Source organism: Microbacterium wangyouchuni, from assembly GCF_054072595.1.
In genome coordinates, this window is sequence record NZ_JBSVRM010000003.1 from 199,357 (window position 1) to 217,686 (window position 18,330).

Annotated in this window: 16 protein-coding genes and 2 pseudogenes; 3 read left to right on the plus strand and 15 right to left on the minus strand. The window is 63.6% G+C overall.

Features of this window, described 5'->3' with window-relative positions; genetic code table 11:
- Window positions 1-4: 4 nt before the first annotated feature.
- The 10 genes from ACW5CM_RS06050 to ACW5CM_RS06095 all read right to left on the minus strand — a co-directional run bounded on the left by ACW5CM_RS06050 (window position 5) and on the right by ACW5CM_RS06095 (window position 12,435).
- A complete protein-coding gene (locus ACW5CM_RS06050; protein ID WP_457124480.1) occupies window positions 5-829 on the minus strand; it encodes an SDR family NAD(P)-dependent oxidoreductase in 825 nt (274 codons plus the stop codon).
- Window positions 826-3,270: a CaiB/BaiF CoA transferase family protein gene (locus ACW5CM_RS06055; RefSeq protein ID WP_457124481.1), complete on the minus strand. Its 2,445-nt coding sequence runs from the start codon at window positions 3,268-3,270 to the stop codon at window positions 826-828. Before ACW5CM_RS06055 ends, ACW5CM_RS06050 begins: the two co-directional genes overlap by 4 nt.
- The gene (locus ACW5CM_RS06060; protein ID WP_457124482.1) at window positions 3,267-4,463 is read right to left on the minus strand and encodes a 2-hydroxyacyl-CoA dehydratase subunit D; all 1,197 of its coding nucleotides are present in this window, start codon (window positions 4,461-4,463) and stop codon (window positions 3,267-3,269) included. Before ACW5CM_RS06060 ends, ACW5CM_RS06055 begins: the two co-directional genes overlap by 4 nt.
- A 172-nt stretch (window positions 4,464-4,635) precedes the next feature.
- Entirely contained in the window at window positions 4,636-5,874 is a 1,239-nt protein-coding gene (locus ACW5CM_RS06065; protein ID WP_457124483.1) for a 2-hydroxyacyl-CoA dehydratase, read from the minus strand.
- Window positions 5,875-5,900: 26 nt separating this feature from the next.
- Window positions 5,901-6,959 (minus strand): ABC transporter ATP-binding protein, encoded by a 1,059-nt coding sequence (locus tag ACW5CM_RS06070; protein WP_457124484.1) that lies wholly within the window; start codon window positions 6,957-6,959, stop codon window positions 5,901-5,903.
- Complete coding sequence (locus tag ACW5CM_RS06075) at window positions 6,956-7,957, minus strand: ABC transporter ATP-binding protein (protein ID WP_457124485.1); 1,002 nt, start codon at window positions 7,955-7,957, stop codon at window positions 6,956-6,958. The genes ACW5CM_RS06070 and ACW5CM_RS06075 overlap by 4 nt, the downstream gene beginning before the upstream one ends.
- On the minus strand, window positions 7,954-8,826 hold the full coding sequence (locus ACW5CM_RS06080; protein WP_457124486.1) for an ABC transporter permease: 873 nt from the start codon (window positions 8,824-8,826) through the stop codon (window positions 7,954-7,956). The genes ACW5CM_RS06075 and ACW5CM_RS06080 overlap by 4 nt, the downstream gene beginning before the upstream one ends.
- Window positions 8,823-9,848 (minus strand): ABC transporter permease, encoded by a 1,026-nt coding sequence (locus ACW5CM_RS06085; protein ID WP_457124487.1) that lies wholly within the window; start codon window positions 9,846-9,848, stop codon window positions 8,823-8,825. The genes ACW5CM_RS06080 and ACW5CM_RS06085 overlap by 4 nt, the downstream gene beginning before the upstream one ends.
- Window positions 9,849-9,928: 80 nt before the next feature.
- Window positions 9,929-11,467 carry an ABC transporter substrate-binding protein gene (locus tag ACW5CM_RS06090; RefSeq protein WP_457124488.1) on the minus strand — a complete coding sequence of 513 codons (1,539 nt, stop codon included), beginning with the start codon at window positions 11,465-11,467 and terminating at the stop codon, window positions 9,929-9,931.
- 101 nt (window positions 11,468-11,568) lie between these two features.
- Window positions 11,569-12,435 carry an alpha/beta fold hydrolase gene (locus tag ACW5CM_RS06095; protein WP_457124489.1) on the minus strand — a complete coding sequence of 289 codons (867 nt, stop codon included), beginning with the start codon at window positions 12,433-12,435 and terminating at the stop codon, window positions 11,569-11,571.
- 121 nt (window positions 12,436-12,556) lie between these two features.
- Here ACW5CM_RS06095 and ACW5CM_RS06100 point away from each other — a divergent pair, with 121 nt between their 5' ends.
- From ACW5CM_RS06100 to ACW5CM_RS06110, 3 genes are read left to right on the plus strand one after another with little or no spacing between them, the layout of a single operon-like run.
- Window positions 12,557-13,537, plus strand: coding sequence for an enoyl-CoA hydratase/isomerase family protein (locus tag ACW5CM_RS06100; RefSeq protein WP_457124490.1), 981 nt, complete (start codon window positions 12,557-12,559; stop codon window positions 13,535-13,537).
- Window positions 13,534-14,670: a CoA transferase gene (locus ACW5CM_RS06105; protein ID WP_457124491.1), complete on the plus strand. Its 1,137-nt coding sequence runs from the start codon at window positions 13,534-13,536 to the stop codon at window positions 14,668-14,670. The genes ACW5CM_RS06100 and ACW5CM_RS06105 overlap by 4 nt, the downstream gene beginning before the upstream one ends.
- Window positions 14,640-15,971 (plus strand): amidohydrolase family protein, encoded by a 1,332-nt coding sequence (locus ACW5CM_RS06110; protein ID WP_457124492.1) that lies wholly within the window; start codon window positions 14,640-14,642, stop codon window positions 15,969-15,971. Before ACW5CM_RS06105 ends, ACW5CM_RS06110 begins: the two co-directional genes overlap by 31 nt.
- Here ACW5CM_RS06110 and ACW5CM_RS06115 read toward each other — a convergent pair.
- The 5 genes and pseudogenes from ACW5CM_RS06115 to ACW5CM_RS06135 all read right to left on the minus strand — a co-directional run bounded on the left by ACW5CM_RS06115 (window position 15,871) and on the right by ACW5CM_RS06135 (window position 18,191).
- Entirely contained in the window at window positions 15,871-16,266 is a 396-nt protein-coding gene (locus tag ACW5CM_RS06115; protein WP_457124631.1) for a thiolase C-terminal domain-containing protein, read from the minus strand. The genes ACW5CM_RS06110 and ACW5CM_RS06115 overlap by 101 nt on opposite strands.
- Before the next feature lie 71 nt (window positions 16,267-16,337).
- A pseudogene (locus ACW5CM_RS06120) lies at window positions 16,338-16,883 on the minus strand (CoA transferase); the annotation flags it as partial.
- Window positions 16,877-17,533 (minus strand): CoA transferase, encoded by a 657-nt coding sequence (locus ACW5CM_RS06125; RefSeq protein WP_457124493.1) that lies wholly within the window; start codon window positions 17,531-17,533, stop codon window positions 16,877-16,879. The pseudogene ACW5CM_RS06120 and the gene ACW5CM_RS06125, both read right to left, overlap by 7 nt.
- Window positions 17,530-18,007, minus strand: a pseudogene (locus ACW5CM_RS06130) (CoA transferase). Before ACW5CM_RS06130 ends, ACW5CM_RS06125 begins: the two are co-directional and overlap by 4 nt.
- The gene (locus tag ACW5CM_RS06135) at window positions 17,913-18,191 is read right to left on the minus strand and encodes a CoA transferase (protein WP_457124494.1); all 279 of its coding nucleotides are present in this window, start codon (window positions 18,189-18,191) and stop codon (window positions 17,913-17,915) included. Before ACW5CM_RS06135 ends, ACW5CM_RS06130 begins: the two are co-directional and overlap by 95 nt.
- Window positions 18,192-18,330 lie beyond the last annotated feature (139 nt).

Sequence of the window (18,330 nt, forward strand, 5' to 3'; positions counted from 1 at the left end):
GTGATCAGTCCGTGCGCGTGCGCGTCGTGCCGCCATCCACGGGCAAAACGGCACCGGTGATGTACGAGGACTCGTCGGATGCCAGGAATGTCGCGGCGTAAGCAATGTCGTCGGGTTCACCGAACCCGGGGAGCACCTTGCTGATGATCGGCCTAGATGCTTGCTCTGCCGCCGTCGTCGCGATGAAGTCGTTCTTGTACTCAGACGTCTGCGCCAGCTCCGTGCGTCGATCGGTCTCGATCGTGCTTGGGGTAATGACATTGGCGCGGACGCCATACTCAGCGGCCTGTGCGGCGACGGCCTTCGTCAGAGCGTTCACAGCCGCCTTGGATGCTGCATAGGCCGGCAGTGCCGATTTCACGAGCGCCGCGATGGACGAGATGTTGACGATCGAACCGCCGGAACCATCGCGCATTACTGGGAGGACATGCTTCATCGTGAAGAACACGCCCTTGGCGTTCACATTCATCGTCTGGTCCCAGACGTCCTCGGTCAGATCGAACAGTTCCGCAGGCTCGATGCCGTATACGGCATGGTTGTTACAGAGGATGTCGATCCCGCCGAAGGTGCGTACGGTCTCGTCGACGAGTGCTCGCACATCGTTCTCGTCGACGACATCGGTGCGTATGAACAGCGCTTCGCCGCCGGCGTCTCGGATGAGCTCTGCGGTCTGTTCACCGGTGTCGACCGTGCGACAGGCGATGACCACACGTGCACCTTCACGTGCGAACATCCGGGCAATCGCACGGCCGATGCCGGTGCCCGCACCGGTGACGATCGCTATCTTTCCGCTGAGACGCTCGGTTCCGCTGAATGTCTCCGCGCTCACTGCAGTACACCTTCCAGGAGCAGCTCGATGTACTCCGCTTCGTCGAACCCGAGAGTGTGCGTGACGATGTCCTCGTTGTGCTCGCCCATCCTGGGCGCCGGCCCGATAACCGCCGGCGTACGCGTCAGGCGGAACGGAGGAACCTGGTGCGGAAACGCCCCGAGCACGGAATGCGGCACATCCTTCATGAACTCGCGATGGATCAGCTGCGGATCCGCATCGATGAAGTCGTGTGGGGTCTGCACCGCTGCGCCGCGCACGCCCGCTGCCTGCAGTGTGTGCATCACGTCATGCGGGTCCTGCGTGCTCGTCCACTCGGCGACCAGTTCATCGAGACGATCCTCGTCACGTTTACGACCTTCGTGCGTCTCGAACGAGGGATTCGAGGTCCACGCCGGTGCACCGATCGCCGCCACGAAACGCTCCCACTCCTCGTCGCCAAAGACGGCGATCGCGCACCAGCGGTCGTCTCCGACGCACGGGTACACACCGTGCGGTGCCGCATTCGGCACCCGGTTGCCCGTGCGATTCTGCTCACGGCCGTTCACCTCGAAGTCGAGGATGGCTGGCAGGATCTGTTGGGCGGTCACCTCATACATGCTGGCCTCGAGGTATTGCCCCTCGCCGGTACTACGTCGGTGAAGAAGCGCTCCGACGACACCGATCGCATTGACAAGCGGCACGATGTAATCGCCATAAATTCCGGCACTCGGAGTGATCGGCGTGCGGTCCGACCATCCGGTGAGATGAAGACGCCCAGAGATCGCTGCCCCCGTTCCGTCGATCCCCCACTCGTTCGCGAGCGGTCCGGTTTGGCCGAACATGCTGCCGCTGATGTAGATCACGTTGGGGTTGATCTTGCGTACGTCCTCATAGCCGTATCCGAGGGCGGCCATCGTTCCGGGCGTGAAATTCTCATTGATGACATCAGCCTGGCGGATGAGCCCCTCGATGACTCGACGAGAGGCCGGGTTCTTTAGGTCGATCGCAAGGCTCTTCTTTGAAGTGTTGAAGTGGGCGAACCAGGGCTTGTCGTCGAAGCTCGTCTTCGTCGACTTCGAGAACCGCCGATCCACCCTCGTCATGTCGGGACGTTTCGAAGACTCGACGCGGATGACCTCTGCCCCGTGGTCCCCAAGCATTTTTCCAGTGATCGAGCCGACCAGGGCCCAGCCGAAGTCGAGGACGCGGACCCCTGCTAACGGCGGTTGGGACGACGATGACTCAGAGATTACGCTCTTCGTCGTGGAAGATCCTGTCGCAAGCTCCGCGAGCACCGCTTCGGTGTCTGCACCCAGCAACGGTGCCGGGGTGCTGATGCCTGTGCTCGAAACGCTGGCTTTGAAAAAGTAGCGTGGGATGTCGATCTCGCCGAGAGCGGGGTCCTCCACGCGGGCCCAGTAGTCCCGCGAACGCAGATGCTCGCAGGCGTGGATATCGCCGGGCTCGTTTGCCACGGCGGCGTTGATTCCACGTGCAATCGATTCTCGACTGATCTCTTCGCGCGTGAACTGAGCGAAGAAGGGTCCGATCACCGCGGCGAAACGATCCCATTCCCCCTGGGTGATGCCCGCCTTGTCGAACGCGAACCAGTCGTCGATCTCCTGCAGCGGGTGCACCGGCACGTACTCGCTGATCCAGTCCGACAGCGCCTTGTTCGCCGTCGCACCGAACGCGCCGCCCAGCATGTGCCAGAACAGATGACCGTCCTGGCAGGGCCAAAACCAATCAGTTGCCGTCGGGCCGAGCTGAGACTTGTGCCCTTCGCGGGACAGTGCCAACTGCTCGCTCCATGCGACGATCGCTGACGTCATCCTACTCGCGGCGACTTCCTGCACCGAGACATCGACATCCTGTCCCTGCCCGGAGACGTCCGCATCGAAGTAGGCCAGCATGATGCCCAGGGCAGCAGCGACTCCGGCGTGGAAGTATCCGGAGTCCAGCGACTCCTTCACGGGAGGACGGTCGGGATCGCCGGTGTTGTTCAGCACACCGCTCATCGCGACGGCGGTCAACTCCGATGCGATATGGCTGGAGTACGGCCCGGTGCGTCCGAACGGAGTGACGGATGCTCCGATAAGCGCAGGGTTCTCCGCTCGGAGGTCGGCGACAGCGAGCCCGCGTCGTGCCAGCGCCGTCGGATCCGACCCCTCGATGATGATCGCAGATGTACGAGCGATCGTGCGGAATGTCGCGGCATCCTTCTCGTCATCGAGATCCAACACGATGCTGCGCTTGCCTGCGTTGAACGCACGCCAGTACAGACTGTTCTCCACTCCCGGCTCATCGCCGCGGAAGGGAGGGAGGAACCGAGCCGGATCTCCGCCGGGTCGCTCGACCTTGATCACCTCGGCACCCAACTCGGCAAGAATCTTGCCGCAGACGAAGCCCATCTCATCGCTCAGGTCCAGGACACGGACCCCTTCGAGCATCGCAGTCATTGCGTCTCCTCTGTTCTCTCGCTCGCGGCGCGCGGCCCAGTGGCGCGCAGTCCGCCGATAAAACTCGCGACGCTCTCTTGCAACTGGTGCGCATCAGACAATGCGTAATCGGAATCCGGCAACGCCAGAGTGGCGACACCGCGGGCTTCAAGAGCGTCCGACTGGTCGGGAAAGTCCCATCCGTACGCCGTGTCCCCGCGAAGGTGCACGGCGACCACCGCGTCGGGTTCGGCCTCGACGGCCATCTGCACTCGCTGGGTGATCCGCCGCTCGCGCCCGAAACCCCAGCTCTCCGGGAACTTATACGTCCAGCGGTCGGCGAGCGCCTCGAACGGGTCAGGCGTGCTCTCGGCGACGGGGGTATGGGCGTACCGCATCCCGAACTCAGTGTCTTCGCCGACCACGACCGCTCCCTGATCTTCTACCAGACGTACGAATCCGAGATGATCTATGGCGCTTCCGGTGAGAAATATGCGCGGCCCTCGACGGGGCGCGCTCCAGCGATCCCGACGGTTCAGCGATGCTTCGAGAGCCGCGTTGAACGCTTTCTTCGGCATAAGCATCGCGGCAAGGGTGATGGCGTTGGCATCGACACCGGTCAGGAGCGGCGCGTCCCCGCTGCGCAGCGATTCAACCTCTCGCAGAAGGGCACGCGTGCGGTTGACCAACCGGACCGCCTCCCAGAGATGCTCGGGTGTCACGCGCCGCGGCGCGATCTCCGAGATCTCCGCAGCGAATCGGCGCATACCTTCGCGGTTGTACTCCCGGTGCTCTGCGAATGTCCCACGCGCACGCTCGAGGTACAGAGTGTGCGCGATGTCGGGGGCGCCGAACACCTCACGGTAGACCTCGAAGAAGCCCGCCGTCTCGCCGATCCAGCGATCGCCACCGGTGACGCACAGCACCTCACACTCGTTGTGACGTCCGGTCACCAAGGACTCGTATAGGTGTCGGATCCGCGCCGGGGCGGAGACATCGAGCTCCGGGCTGACCCGATCCGCGGCAACGGCGAGATCTCCAGTGAGCAGCATCGTCCGGTAGCCGGCGGCGATTGCGATCTCTTCCGGGAATCCGGTGTCCAGGAATCCGGCGATCGGCTCGTCCGTGACACCGGCGAGCTCGCTGATGCGTCGCGGGTTCCACCGGTTCGCCACAACCTGATGAAAGACGGTGAACGCGTCGTCGCAGTCCATGTGTACCCCCAAAGAGCAAGATTAGTAATAGCCTAGCATTCGTTCGCAGGAAAAATGTTATATGTCGTGATTCCAGTTCGCCTGTTCCGTGCTCGTGAATCTCAGTGTTTTCAGAAGGTCAGGTATCCACATGCATGCGATGTAGACCCGATCATTGACTTTGCGGTGACGGTCAGGTCTGCGCAGTGGCGATTTGGATTCCTTCGATGAAGGTCGTCACCTGCGCACGCATCGATTCTTCATCCCACGCTGTGCTGTCGAACGGCGCATAGTCCAGCAGAAGAACGTCGATGCCTGCCTTCTTGAGTGCCAATGCCATATAGCGAGACGATGCCACGGTGTCGCGGGTCGCGGCTCGCGCGGGCAGGACGACACCGTCGACACCGAACTCGCGACACTGTGCGATCACAAGTTCGGCCGCGGCCTTGGGGCTGCTTCCGGTGTATTTCATGTGACGCCGAAGGAACGCCGCACGCAAAGCATCCTCAGAAGGATCCTGAATGAGGCGCTTCGCACGGGGCAGGTACATCGTCTCGATGAACACCGTGCTGTGGCTCTCTTCCCATGCATTGAGGAAGCCGAGATTGAACCAGATCGGCGTGCCGGCCCACAGCAGCCGTGTGCGTTCCTGCGGGACAGCGAAAGCCCCATCGGCAGCACGCTGGACCACCTCGTCATGCACACGCTTCACGTGGTCGAGTGCCCATTCATGACCGAAGTGCGTCTCGAAGATCGCGACCTCCGAATAGGCATCGGTCGCAGTGAATAGCGCCGGGCCGCCCGAGCCCCAGCCGAGCTGTACGATGCGCTCGTAATACTCCGACATCTCGTTGGCGCGCATCATGAGCTCGCGAAGGTCGGTCTCACGGTAAGGCACTCCGGTCAGCTGCTCCAGCAGCCGAATGGCACTGCGCAGCTCGGAGACCGAGAAATCGACGATCCTAGGGTCACGCCACTCGGGCCCCTCCCACCATCCGTCGGGTATCTGCAGCTGACGATAGGGATCGTCGGTGAGCAGCACCGGCACGCCGAATTCTCGCGCGTAAAGCTCGTAGATCCCCGGTTCCTGCATGTACCCACCGAAGATTGCGGCGGGTTTGGGCAATCCGCCGTACGGCGCGTGATCATCCGGTTCGAAGCAATAGCCCAGCGGAAGACTCTCGTAACTCGACAGCGATGGAAAAAAGCCGCGTCGCTCGATCGCCGCCTGATAGTGCCCGTACAGCTGCTTCGCAGCCATCACTGAGCCGTACTGCACGGGCAGGACGAGATACAGCCCCATAGCGTTGAAGAGCTCCATCGGGCCGTACCCGAACACGAACTGCTGCCCGGCGGAGATATCCGCCCACATCCGCTCGTTGTAGGCGCGGTTCAGACTGGTCGCCTCACGCACAGACTCCAGGCGTTTCACACTTCGTGCACCTTGCCATTTCTGAGTCATTGCGGCGCACGATCCGTCCGAGTCGTCGATACGACGAGCGGAAGAGCGGTGAGTGGCGCCCCGTTGAGTGTCGGACCGCTCGTGTGCAGATGGCAACGTGAGGTTCCGCCGCCGATGACTGCGACCACAGGGGGAGGCTGCGTGTCGCAGATCTGCATGGCATACGGACACCGACCGCTGAAGGAACATCCAGGCGGAGGATCGGTCGGGTCAGGGATGTCGCCCTCGAGCACCCGCTTTGTCGCGGAACGCTGCAGTTCGGGGTCAGGTTCCGGCACCGCTTCAAGCAGCACCTGAGTATATGGGTGTGCCGGAGCCTCGAAGAGGCGATCAACCGGCCCTTCCTCCATGACCTCGCCGAGGTACATCACTGCGACACGATCGGCGATATGACGCACCACCGCGAGGTCGTGTGAGATGAAGAGATAGGATAGCCCCAGCCGTTCGCGCAGACTCTCCAGAAGACTCAGTACCTGGTTCTGCGTGGAAACATCCAGCGCGCTGACCGCCTCGTCGCAGATCAATATCTCGGGCTCGAGCACGATCGCCCGGGCGATCGCGATCCTCTGTCGCTGCCCGCCGGAGAACTCGTCAGGATAACGATCGGCGAAATCCGGGCGCAGTCCGACGAGATCCAGCACCTCATCGACGCGCCGACGACGCTCCGTGCGCGACATCCGCTCGTGAACCTTGAGCGGCTCCGCGATACTCTGCCCGACGGTGAGTGAAGGATTCAGAGAGGAGTAAGGATCCTGGAACACCATCTGCACCGTTCGACGGTGCGAACGGAACTGCCGCTCACTGAGATCAGTAACGTCGGTGCCAAGCAGCACAATCCGACCCTCGGAGTTGATAAGCCGCATCACAGCTCGCGCGAGCGTCGACTTGCCCGAGCCGGACTCCCCGACCACGCCCAGCGTCTCGCCAGAGCGGAGTGAAATGTCGACCCCGCGAACAGCCTGCACCGTGGTGCGGTGGCCGGCGCGAACCACGGGGAAGGATACGACGAGGTTCTCGGCCTCCAACACGGCCTCTGTCTTGGCGACTTTACTCATGATGTGGTGTCTTCCTTCCACTCGACATCGCGGGTGCACCGATTCGCACGCCCGTCGCCGAGCTGCACGAGAGTCGTCGGCGCAAGGCAGACGTCTCGCGCATGCAGACAACGTGGCGCAAATCGACATCCGCTGGCGAACTCCGCCGGTCGCGGTGGCGAGCCCGGGATCCATTCGAGCGCACTGCGTTCGCCTCGTAGCCGCGGCATCGAGGCGAGCAGGCGACTCGTGTACGGATGCTGAGGGGAAGCGAACGTGTCGACGACATCGCCGGTCTCCACAATCTGCCCCGCATACATGACAGCGACGCGATCACAAATGTCTGCGACGACGCCCATGTTGTGCGTAATGAAAATCATCGCCAGACCGAGTTCGTCGCGCATCTCGCCCAGTAGGGTCAGGATCTGCGCCTGAACGCTCACATCCAGAGCGGTAGTCGGTTCGTCCGCGATCAGCAGCGCAGGGTTGTTGGCGATCGCCATGGCGATCAGGACTCGTTGCCGCATGCCGCCGGAGAATTCATGCGGATAGCTCTCGGCGCGGACTTTCGCGTTCGGGATTCGGACCTTGTCCATCGCCTCGATCGCCAGCCGTTTCGCATCGGCACGCGACACTCCCTGATGCAGACGGATTCCTTCTGCGATCTGATTGCCTACTTTGAAGGACGGATCCAGACTCGTCATCGGTTCCTGGAACACCATGGCAATGTCATTGCCGCGCAGGCGAGCCAGTTCCCGTTCCGGAGTGGTGATGAGGTCGCGTCCACGAAACGAGGCCTGCCCTGAGACTCGCTGCCCACGACGGCGACCCACGAATCCCATCAGCGTCATGGCCGTCACGCTCTTGCCTGATCCGGACTCACCGACGATTCCGAGCGTCTCCCCCGGCCGGACGGAATAGCTCACACCGTCCACGACGGGCAGCCATTGTCCGTCGACTTCGATCTCCGTGCGCAGGTTAGAAACGTCCAGAATCGGATCCAGCGTGCTGATAGTCATCGAGTCACCTTCTTTCCGATCGAGTCTCTGATTCCGTCACCGAGTAGGTTGAGCGCGAACACGCTGATCGCGATCATCACACCAGGGAAAACCGCGAGCCATGGAGCGCGATCTATGTATGCGAAGGCCGAGGAGAGCATGGCTCCCCACGACGCCTGTGGTGGTTGCACACCAACTCCGATGAAGCTGAGGCCCGCCTCGATGAGCATCACGTGACCTGCAAGCACAGCGATATAGACGATCAGAGGAGGCACCACGTTCGGGAGGATATGACGCGCCAGGATCTGTCCGGATGGCGTGCCGATGCTCCGCGCCGCCTCAACATACGTCTCCTCGCGCACTGCGAGGACCGAGCCGCGGACGAGTCGGATCGCCCCGGGCGCCAACACGATTCCCAGCGCGACCATCGCGTTATTGAGGCTGGGTCCGAGGATGCCCGCGATCGCGATGGCCAAAAGGATGCCGGGAAAGCTCATCAGCACGTCGGTGACAAACATGATGATGCGTTCAACCCATCCGCGGAAGAACCCGGCTGCCAGGCCGAGGACAACTCCGATTGCCACAGTGAGGGCAGTGCCCTGAAGCGCCGCGATGAGCGACACCTGCGCACCCGACATCAGTCGGCTGAGGAGGTCACGTCCGAGTTCATCCGTTCCGAGCAGGTGCCCAGGGCTGCCCGGCGGCAGCAGCACCGCCCTCAGTTCTGTCACGTCCGGGTTGTACGGCGCGAGGACGTCGGCCAACACCGCGACGATCACGACGATGGCCAGCGTGACGAGTCCGGCAATCGCGAGCTTCTGCTTAGCGAAGCGCACTGCGAAGCCAACCCTCCGCGGGCGGCTTTCTGGTAGCTGGATTGTATAGGTCATGAGACCCGCACCTTCGGGTTGAGAACCGTGTAGAGGACGTCCGTAAGGAAATTTACGATGAGCACGATCACGGTCGTCACGAGCACGATGCCCTGCAGCACGGGAAGATCCTTGGCGAAGACGGAGTTGATCGCGAGTGTCCCCAGGCCGGGGATATTGAATACCTTCTCCACGACCACCGAGCCACCCAGAAGTCCTGCCATCTGGTATCCGATGACCGTGACCACCGGGAGCGATCCATTCTTGAGTGCACGAGTCCACAGCACCCGTGAACGGGAAAGCCCCTGCGACCGTGCCGTGCGGATGTAATCCTGCGTGAGGATATCCGAGACGGAGCTTCTGGTCTGTCTCTGCAACTCGGCGCCCACTGACAGCGCCAGGGCTATCGCCGGAAGCGTGATGTGCGCGAGCCAATCGCCCGGATTATCTTCGAATGGCGTGTAGCCAACCGCCGGGAAGATCGGAATCGCAAACGAGAAGGCGAGGATCAAGAGCATGCCGACCCAGAAGTTCGGCGTCACGATCCCGAGCGTGGACAAAACCGTGGTGATCCGGTCTGCCAGGCGACCGCGGTAGGCCGCTGCCAACATGCCGACCAAAACCCCTGCGATGACCGCGATCGCAATCGCGGACAGTGCGATCGACATAGTGGCGGGGAATCTGTCCACGATCAGACCACTCACGGGCACTCGGTGCACGAATGAGGTACCGAGGTCGCCGACGAAAAGACCGCCGAACCACGTGGCATACTGCACAAGCCACGGACGGTTGAGCCCGAGTTCTTCCCGGATGAGGTCCACCGTCGCGGGGTCGGCATCCTCGCCCGCGAGTGTGAGCGCAGGATCTCCGGGGACCAAAGACGTCAAGCTGAAAACGAGCAGCGTCGTCGCCACGAAGACAAGAATCATTCGACCGAAACTCATCCCGACGAACCGAAGCGCACCCAGGGTGGTCTTGGGGCTCCCCTCAGCTTTTCCGCTTGTTCGCCCTCTCAGCGAACCCTCTGCCGTTGTCGCCGCCATCAGCAATTTCCTCTGCTCTCGGTCCCGCTCGGGGTGCCGGCGAGGAGCACATGGCGCTCCCCGCCGGCGATTTCTCAGATTTACTTGGAGACGCCGACTCCGTCGATGATCGGGTAGCCTGCCTGCCACTCCTGCATGCCGACGAGATCGTCGCTGTACGCAATTGTGTAGTTGCGCCACATGACCGGGATGTATGCGGACGTCGTCTCGCGCGTCGCCTGCGCGATTTCATGGAAGATGTCCTCACGGGCGTCCTGATCTTCGGTGACCTGCGCCTCACGGATTAGATCCTCCACGCCGGGGACGGCGACCTTTCCAGGGTTGCGGATGGTGTCCGTGCTGATGTGACGCCAGAGGAACGGCGCAGGATCGACGTCCGGAACCAGATTCTGTGTGGCGATCGGGATCGTCGGCTTGGCCCAAGTTGCGTCCGCCACTCCGCTGCCGGCCGGGAAGCTCAGCTCGACCTTGACGCCGATCTCCGCCCAGCTAGCCTGAACGGCCTCTGCCAGCTGCTTATTGTTCGCCTGAGCAGCCATCTCATATGTGAATCCGTCTGGATACCCGGCCTCGGTGAGCAGCTTCTTCGCCCTGTCGATATCGAAGGGGATCTCGTCGAGACTCTCATCGAACCCGAAGCGCCCCGGTGCCACCAGCTGGTCTGCGACGGTCGCCCTGCCGAAGTTGAGCCCCTGCACAATGCCCTCCCGGTCGATCGCCATGCTCAGCGCCTCTCGGACGCGAGGATCAGCGAGTTCGGGGGCGAGGTCGGGGTTGAGGCTGATCGCGACGAGCTGCGCTCCGAAAGCGTCGTACATCGGAATGCCTGCGGACTTCACCGCGTCGGCCTGCGCGGGTTCGATGACCGCCATATCGATGTCGCCTGAGCGGATCGCATTCGCCATCGCGACCGGATCCTCGACCCAGCGCAGCGTCACGCCGGCAACCTTGACCGCATCGGGGTTCCAATGGTCGGGATTGGCCACGAGGCCGACCTCGACACCTTCGACATCCTTCTCGACGAGGAACTTTCCCGTGCCGACCGGCGCACTGAAGTCACCGGAGGCGACGGTCTCGGAGCTCAGGATGATGCCTGCGCGACCGGCGAGCACATTCGGCAGGCCCACATTCGGACTCGTGAGGGTGATGCGGACGTTCGTGTCGTCGATGACCTCCACGCTGCTGAGTTCCGCGAGATCAGCCTTTGTGTTGGACCCTTCACCCGCGTAATAGTCGAGAGTGGCCTTCACGTCAGGAGCATCGAAGCTCGAGCCGTCGCTGAAGGTCGCGTCGTCGCGCAGGGTGAGATCCCATGTGGTGCCGCCGTCTGGGGTGACCCACTCCTCGGCCAGAACAGGGACAAGATCCAGGTCGGCATCAAGGCCAATCAGGTTGTCGTAGACCAGCTGATAGATGGGAACGATGGTCGCGCCTGGCATCTTTGACGGATCCCACGAGTTCTGCAAGAAGCGGACGCCGATCGAGATCGTCGCATCGGGATCAGTCTCGGCAGATTTGCTCGGGGCATCGTCGGCACCGGAACATCCGGACAGGACGACAGCGAACAGAGTCAGCGCCGCAGCCCAGGACGTACGCCGACGTCGTTGAGTCGTGTTCATTTCACTCCTATGTGAGATTCGGCCAGGCGCGGAATCGGTTGGACATGTAATTCCAAATCTTCCGGTCGCCTTGTTCGATGTTACACATATTCCGGGTCAAGTCAACGCGCAAGATCGTCGCGCTGCGAGCCGATCTCCTCGCGAAGCCATCTCGCCAGCCACTCCGGCTTGTCGGTCTGCACGTTATGGCCCGCATCCTCCGCGACGATGATCGCCGAATGAGGCACACGCGCTGCGAACTCCTCCGCTTCCTCATCCAGCACTCCACCTCGACCGGCACGAACAAGGACAGTGCGGGCCGCGGCCGACTTGAAGGACTCCCAAGTGGCCGCACGCTCCGACGCCCGGAGGGCGACAGCATCACCAAAAGCCTCATCCCACATCCACTCTCGCAGACCATCGGCACGATCTCTCGTGCTCCGAAGCACCGCTCGTTCAAGTGAACCGCGATCTCGATGGGGCATGCGCGCATGCATCGCATCAACCAGGACGTCAAGAGGCGCCGCGTGCATCCTCGTCGCGTCCTTCGTCCCCAGTCGATGCGGCGTCGCATCCAGAACGACGAGGGTCTGCACTCCTTGAATCGCTTGCGCTGCGCGGGCGGCGATGAAGCTGCCCAGGGAATGGCCAACGAACAACGTCGGGACGATGCCGGCGTCGGTGAGCGCCTGTGCGAGAAGGTCACCCATTGCGCCGATGCTGTACCCCTCGACGGGCCTGCGAGGAGACTCGCCGTGGCCGGGAAGATCAACGGCGAGCGCGGGAACGTCGAGGTCCAGGAGCATGCGATTCCAGGTCTGCGCCTGCAGTCCAGCGCCATGCAGGAGGACGACCTGCGGCTCTGCTTCGCCCCAATGCAACGCGCTCAGAACGCCGAGGCTTGACTCCAAGCGCCTCCGGCGGACCACCGGCGCAGGGCGGCCGAGCCGACGCGCATAGTTGGCGATGCCTTCGATCTCGGCAGTCACGCCTGCCCCTTGCCCATCCGTCATACTTTCTCCATCTCACTTCATCAAAACATCTTTATTTACCCGATCGAGTGGTCATCAGTTACTCTATTCACATCACTTGATCTCGGATCAAGAAGGGATGAAGATGTCTCGAGCGTACTCACGGCCGTTGCCTGAAGATGTCGATCACGCCCGATCGTGGCGCGACGTCGCAACAGAGTTCATGCTCGGCGACCCCACAAGTCTGCCGTGGGCTGTGCGCGTACGTCGTTCCTCGATGAATCTCGCCGCCTACGCCGACCTCCGCGCCGCTCCGATCCTCACCTACACGGTGGACGAGGAGGATTCGTACGCCGATCTCTCCCTGACCGCAACGCAGCTGCCACGGGTGCTGACAATGCTGCGAGAACGACCGTTCGCAGCAATCACCCTCGCGGTGCTGCTGCGGACGACCGAGAACTCCACGATCGTCGACGCCCTTGCCGCGGAGTCTCTCGCGTACAGCGCGCTCCAGGCAGGTCCGGAGTACGCGGAGTGGCTCAGCACCCGCCGGACGCCCGCTCCGTCAACAGGCGAAGAATCGCATGTGTACGTCACCGAGAACGACTCCGTCAGGCAGATAATCCTGGATCGCCCTCAGGCTGCGAACGCGATCGACGCGTTCACCAGGGCAGAACTCCACACCGCCTTCCGCGCGTGCGCGGTCGATGATGCCCCGGTCGAATGGCTCGCCAGAGGTCGGCATTTCTGCACCGGAGGGGACCTCGCCGAGTTCGGGCTCGTGGACTCGCCGACCCGCAGTCACCTGATGCGCATGCAGCAAAATCTGCCCGCCGCCGTCGCTGCGGTCGGATCGAGACTGACAGCACGGGTGCACGGAGCCGTCATCGGCGCCGGGATGGAGCTGTCCTCGTTCGCGCACCGCGTGATCGCCTCGCCGGATACCCGATGGCGGCTGCCCGAAGTCAAGATGGGTCTGCTTCCCGGATGCGGGGGCACGGTGAGCATTCCGCGCCGTATCGGTCGACAGCGCACGCTGCTTCTCACCCTGACCGGGCAGGTGCTCGACGCGCAGACTGCGTTGCGCTGGCGACTCGTGGACGAGATCAGTAGCGAATGAGCGCCCTCACGACGTTGTCGCCCGAGTTCTTCACCGGCCACGGCGCCGATTCCCCACAGAGCTCTCTGTCGCCGGCCGAGAAGTGGCGGGCCGCTGGCGCCGCAGAGATCACCGCGACCGGTGCGGTGCCGAACGGCGACGTGATCGGCCGCATGGACTCGGTCGCCCAGCGGCTGCGTCGGACCTCTCGAGCGATCGGCGCACAGGTCGATGTGAACGGCGGCGCCCTGTTGTCCGAGCGCGCTCGGCTGACAGGTATGTCCGCACCACCGCCCGCCGGTGAGACGCTGCGCGGCGCGGGACTGCTTCTTCGCCACCCCGAAGGTTGGGCCGCCTACAACATCGCGCGCCCCGCCGACGAGGAGGCTCTCGGTGCGCTCACCGGCGGCCGAGTGCTCATCCCGGAACGATCAGAGCTGGAACGCTGGGCCTCAGACACGCCGCGGGGCGACGCTCTCCGCGACGCAGAACTGCTCGACATTCCGTCCGCAGCGGTTCCTGGCCACAACGATTCATGGACGGAGCCGCCGTTTCACCTCAGCGATCTGGCACCGCGCGCATGTCGCGCGCTGCACGAGATCCGCGTCGCCGATTACTCCTCCCTCTGGGCGGGACCGCTCGCTGCCGCTCTCCTCGCACAGGCCGGCGCTCAAGTGCGGCGATACGAAGCCCACGACCGGCGAGAGGTCCCCGCCCCTGGCGACGAACCATTCGCGCGGCGTCTCAACGGCGAGAAGGAACTAGTGGTCTTCGACAGCCGCGACCGCGCGCAGATCCGGGACTCTCTTGCTGAAGCGGATGTCGTGCTCGTCTCCGCGCGCCCGCGCGCCCTCTCGGCTCTCGGTCTCATTCCCGCACCGGGGCAGGTGTTCGTCCGCATCACCGCTCGCGGCGTGACGGGCACTGATGCCGACCGAGTGGGGTTCGGCGATGACTGCGCCGCGGCGGCAGGCGCCGTCGGCTGGGCCGAAGGCGGACCAGTCTTCGCTGCCGATGCCCTTGCCGACCCCGCGACCGGCCTGCTGGCCGCGACCGCCGCGATGGGGCTTCTCCATGCAGGCATGAGTGGAACCGTCGATCTGAACCTCCGGGGCACAGCCCGATGGCTGACGGCGAACGGGCGCGGGCGATGATCAGCTGTGTGATTCACGCGGAAGTCGATGGCAGCCCGGATCAGCGTGTGGTCCTCCGCGACGGTGTGATCGAAGAGATCAGCTCGGCCGCACACTCGCCCAGAGGCATGACCGTTTTTGATGCCCGTGGGGGCGCACTCATTCCCGGCCTGTGGGACCATCACACACACGTTCGCTCCGCGGCCGCACGACGCAGATCGATCGAAGTCGGTGACGTTCGAGACCGCGATGAGCTCTTCGCCAGGATGCACCACCACCAGCGGGCGGGCACGTCACTGCGCCTGGTCGGATACGACAGCGATCGAATCGGACAGCTCACCCTCGATGATCTTGAATCCGGTATGCCGGGTGCTCCGCCGAGCCGGATCCAGCACCGCAGCGGGCATCATTGGGTACTCAACGCATCCGCGCGTGCACAGCTAGCCAGTCTGGGGTACTCGGTGCCACTCGACGGGATCCTCTGGGACCACGATGACGCCCTCGCCGGGTTGCCGTCCATCCTCACGGATGACGATGTCAGGGACGAGTTCCGACAGATGCGTGCCCAGGGGATCGTCCATGCTGCCGATCTCACCGCCACAAACGGCGTCAACGATGCCGCAGCGCTCAGCTCCGCCGCCGCTGGCGCGGTCAGCCTCGACCTGTTCGGCATGCCTGACGCGGCCCTCGACGGTGTCAAGCTGCTCGTTCATGATCACCTGGGGATTACACCCGACGAGATCGGCGATGCGATCGCGCTCGCGGCGGGGGCTCCGGTCGCGTTGCACATAGTCACAGATGCCGCGCTCGCGCTCGGTCTCGCAGCGTGTGCCAGCAATACGTCTGGTGCGTCCATCCGATTCGAACACGCCTTCATCTGTCCTCCCGATGCCATACCGGAAGTCGCGAAGTCGGGCGCAACGGTGGGCGCGCACCCGGGTTTTCTCGTGACGCAGGGCGATCGCCTCATCAGAGCTCTCAGCGAACGAGAGCGCGGGAGCTACCAGCCGTTGCGCTCGCTCATCGGGGCGGGTGTCTCCCTCTTCGGCGGCACAGACGCCCCCTTCGGAACGCCGCAGATCTGGAAAGCGATGCAGGCCGCCGTCGACCGTCGCACGCCCGGCGGCGGCGAGATCGGAGCGGACGAAGCGCTGACGCCGGAGCAGGCGATCGCCTTGTTCTCCCGCGCGGGGCTGCGAGGAGACGCCGCTGCCCCGACGGTCAGCGTCGGCGACACGTCGGTGTGCATTCTCGACCGCCCGTGGGCGATCGCGCGCTCTGCGCTCGCTGACACTCAGGTGGCCGCTGTCCTGGGCAGCTGATCATCCCAGGACAGCGGCCGGCCCGTCGATGATGTGCTCGTAAACTTTGCAAGACGGCGAGCGCCCCCTTGCCGAATTGCCCGAATCCGGTAATGAGTCCCCGCTCGGCGCCGGGCACCTGGCCGGCGCCGGCTTCACCGCGCAGTTGTCGGATTGCCTCGACGATGTGGTTGATCCCGCCGATGTGTGCCTGTGACGGCAGACCACCGTGGGTGTTAATGGGCAGTCTGCCTCCGGGGCCGATGCCGATCTCGCGCACGAAGTCGGGGGATTCGCCGCGCCCGCAAAATCCCATCTCCTCGAGTTGGCGCCCGTGATCGCGATCGTGGCCATCATCCCTGTGAAGTGCGCTGCCTGACCACCTGCAGGTGCGATCGGGAACGTCTTATGTCCGGGAAGGTCGTCGTATCCGGTCATCGCCATCGTGCCGCCGAGCGCAAGTTGCACGAGGTCGGTGCTCGCAAGTTTCGCCCACGGACCCGTCTCACCGAATGGGGTGATCCGAGCATGAATCAGCTGCGGTGCGCGGACGCTGAGATCCTCCGCAGTCAGGCCAAGCGCGTGCAACAAACCTGTATCGGTGGCGTCGAGGACGACGTCCGCTCCCTCGACCAAAACGGCGAGTCGTTCGAGGTCCGTCGCATCAGCGAAGTCGAGGGGCACGGAGCGCTTGTTCGTGTTGTAGTGCCAGAAGTGCAGGCTGTGCGCCGCGCCCGCGCTGTCTGCGGCGAACGGCGGCACAAGTCGCGCCGCGGAGTCGCCACGGGGCTCGACTCGGATGACTTCGGCGCCGAGATCCGCGAGAAGCTTGCCGCAGTACTGCGCGAGCGTCCCATCTAGCTCGATCACGCGCAGACCAACCAACGCCCCGCTGGTCGGCGCTTCGTCCTGAATGTTCTTGGTGTTCACCACAGCGCTCCCTCTACGGCGACCGATTGGGGCATCCCGGCCGGCCAAGTGACGTTTTCGCGGTCGAGCCGTTCAATCTCCTCCGCAGACAACCCAGCGATCTCACCGAGCACGTAGGCGTTGTCGCCGCCGAGAAGCGGCCACTGCTCCCGGAACGCCGGAGGCGTGTCGGAGAGGGAGAATGCGAAGGACTCCCAGCGACGCTTGCCGAGCAGCGGATGGGTTGCATCAATGTGCAACGCGCGGTGCGCGAGCTGCGGGTCGTGATCAGCGATCTCCTCCGGCGACTGCAACGCACTCGCCGGCACGCCCGCGTTCTGCAGGGCATCCATGAGTTCGTACTTCTCCAGACCAGCGGCCCACCCCCCGATCCGCGCATCCAGTTCGTCCTGAGCCTCGAGGCGGCCGACGACGTCGCCGAACTTCGAATCCGCTGCCCATTCCGGCGATCTCATGACGCCTACCAGCGCATGCCATTGGCCATCGCTCATCACCGTGATCGCGCAATAGTCGAAGCGCCCGCCGCCGCGCGTCGCGTAGCAGTTGTACGGCGCACCGATCTCGCCTCGGAGCGCCCTGGCCTCGCCCTCGCCCGGCCACTCGCTCCGGTTCCCCGGGGGCACCCCGCGTCCGTTGTCTTGACGACCGTTCACCGCCGAGTCCAGGAAGGCCCACCGAGCAGCGCAAGGCCAGTCTCCACCTGCGCGATGTCAACGTGCTGTCCCTCACCGCTGCGCGCTCGTTCAAGCAGCGCGGCGTTCACCGCTATCGCAGCATGCCACCCGGCGACGACGTCCATCGCCGAGAATCCCCACCCTGCCGGTTGCTCACCGGGAAGCCCGGACATGTGCGTCATCCCATTGAAGCACTGGGCCGTCGGACCGTACGAGAGGAATTCCTTGTAGCGTCCGCTATGCCCGAAGCCCGACAGGCTCACGTAAATGACGCGGGTTCAGCTCACGCATGCGCTCGTAGGAGAAACCCCATCCGGCCAGCACTCCGGCTGAGAAGGACTCGGTGACTACATCGACCTCAGAAATATGGCGCTCGAGTGTGGCGCGGCCCTCGGGATGACGCGCATCGATCGATAATCGATAGCCCGCGCTTACCGACGTTGACCGTCGCAAAGATGCAGCTCGTATCCAGGGTCGGTTCAATACCGGGGACGAACAGCGCACGGCGCATATTATCCGCCCGTTCCGGCCACTCGACGCGGATGACCTCAGCCCCGAGGCCGGCGAGCAGAGCCGTAGCCATGGGTCCGGCCACCACCCCGCTGAAGCCCAGAACACGGATTCCGGCGAAGGCCACAGTATGGCCTTCTTGGTTGTCGAGCAAATCATCGCCTCTTTGTGTTTAAGAACAGCTTTCATGCCTTACGTTGTTATTACTGTTCCATAATAGAATCCTCGAGTCGCCCAGGAGCAGACGCGGTCGTGCTACTAATGGA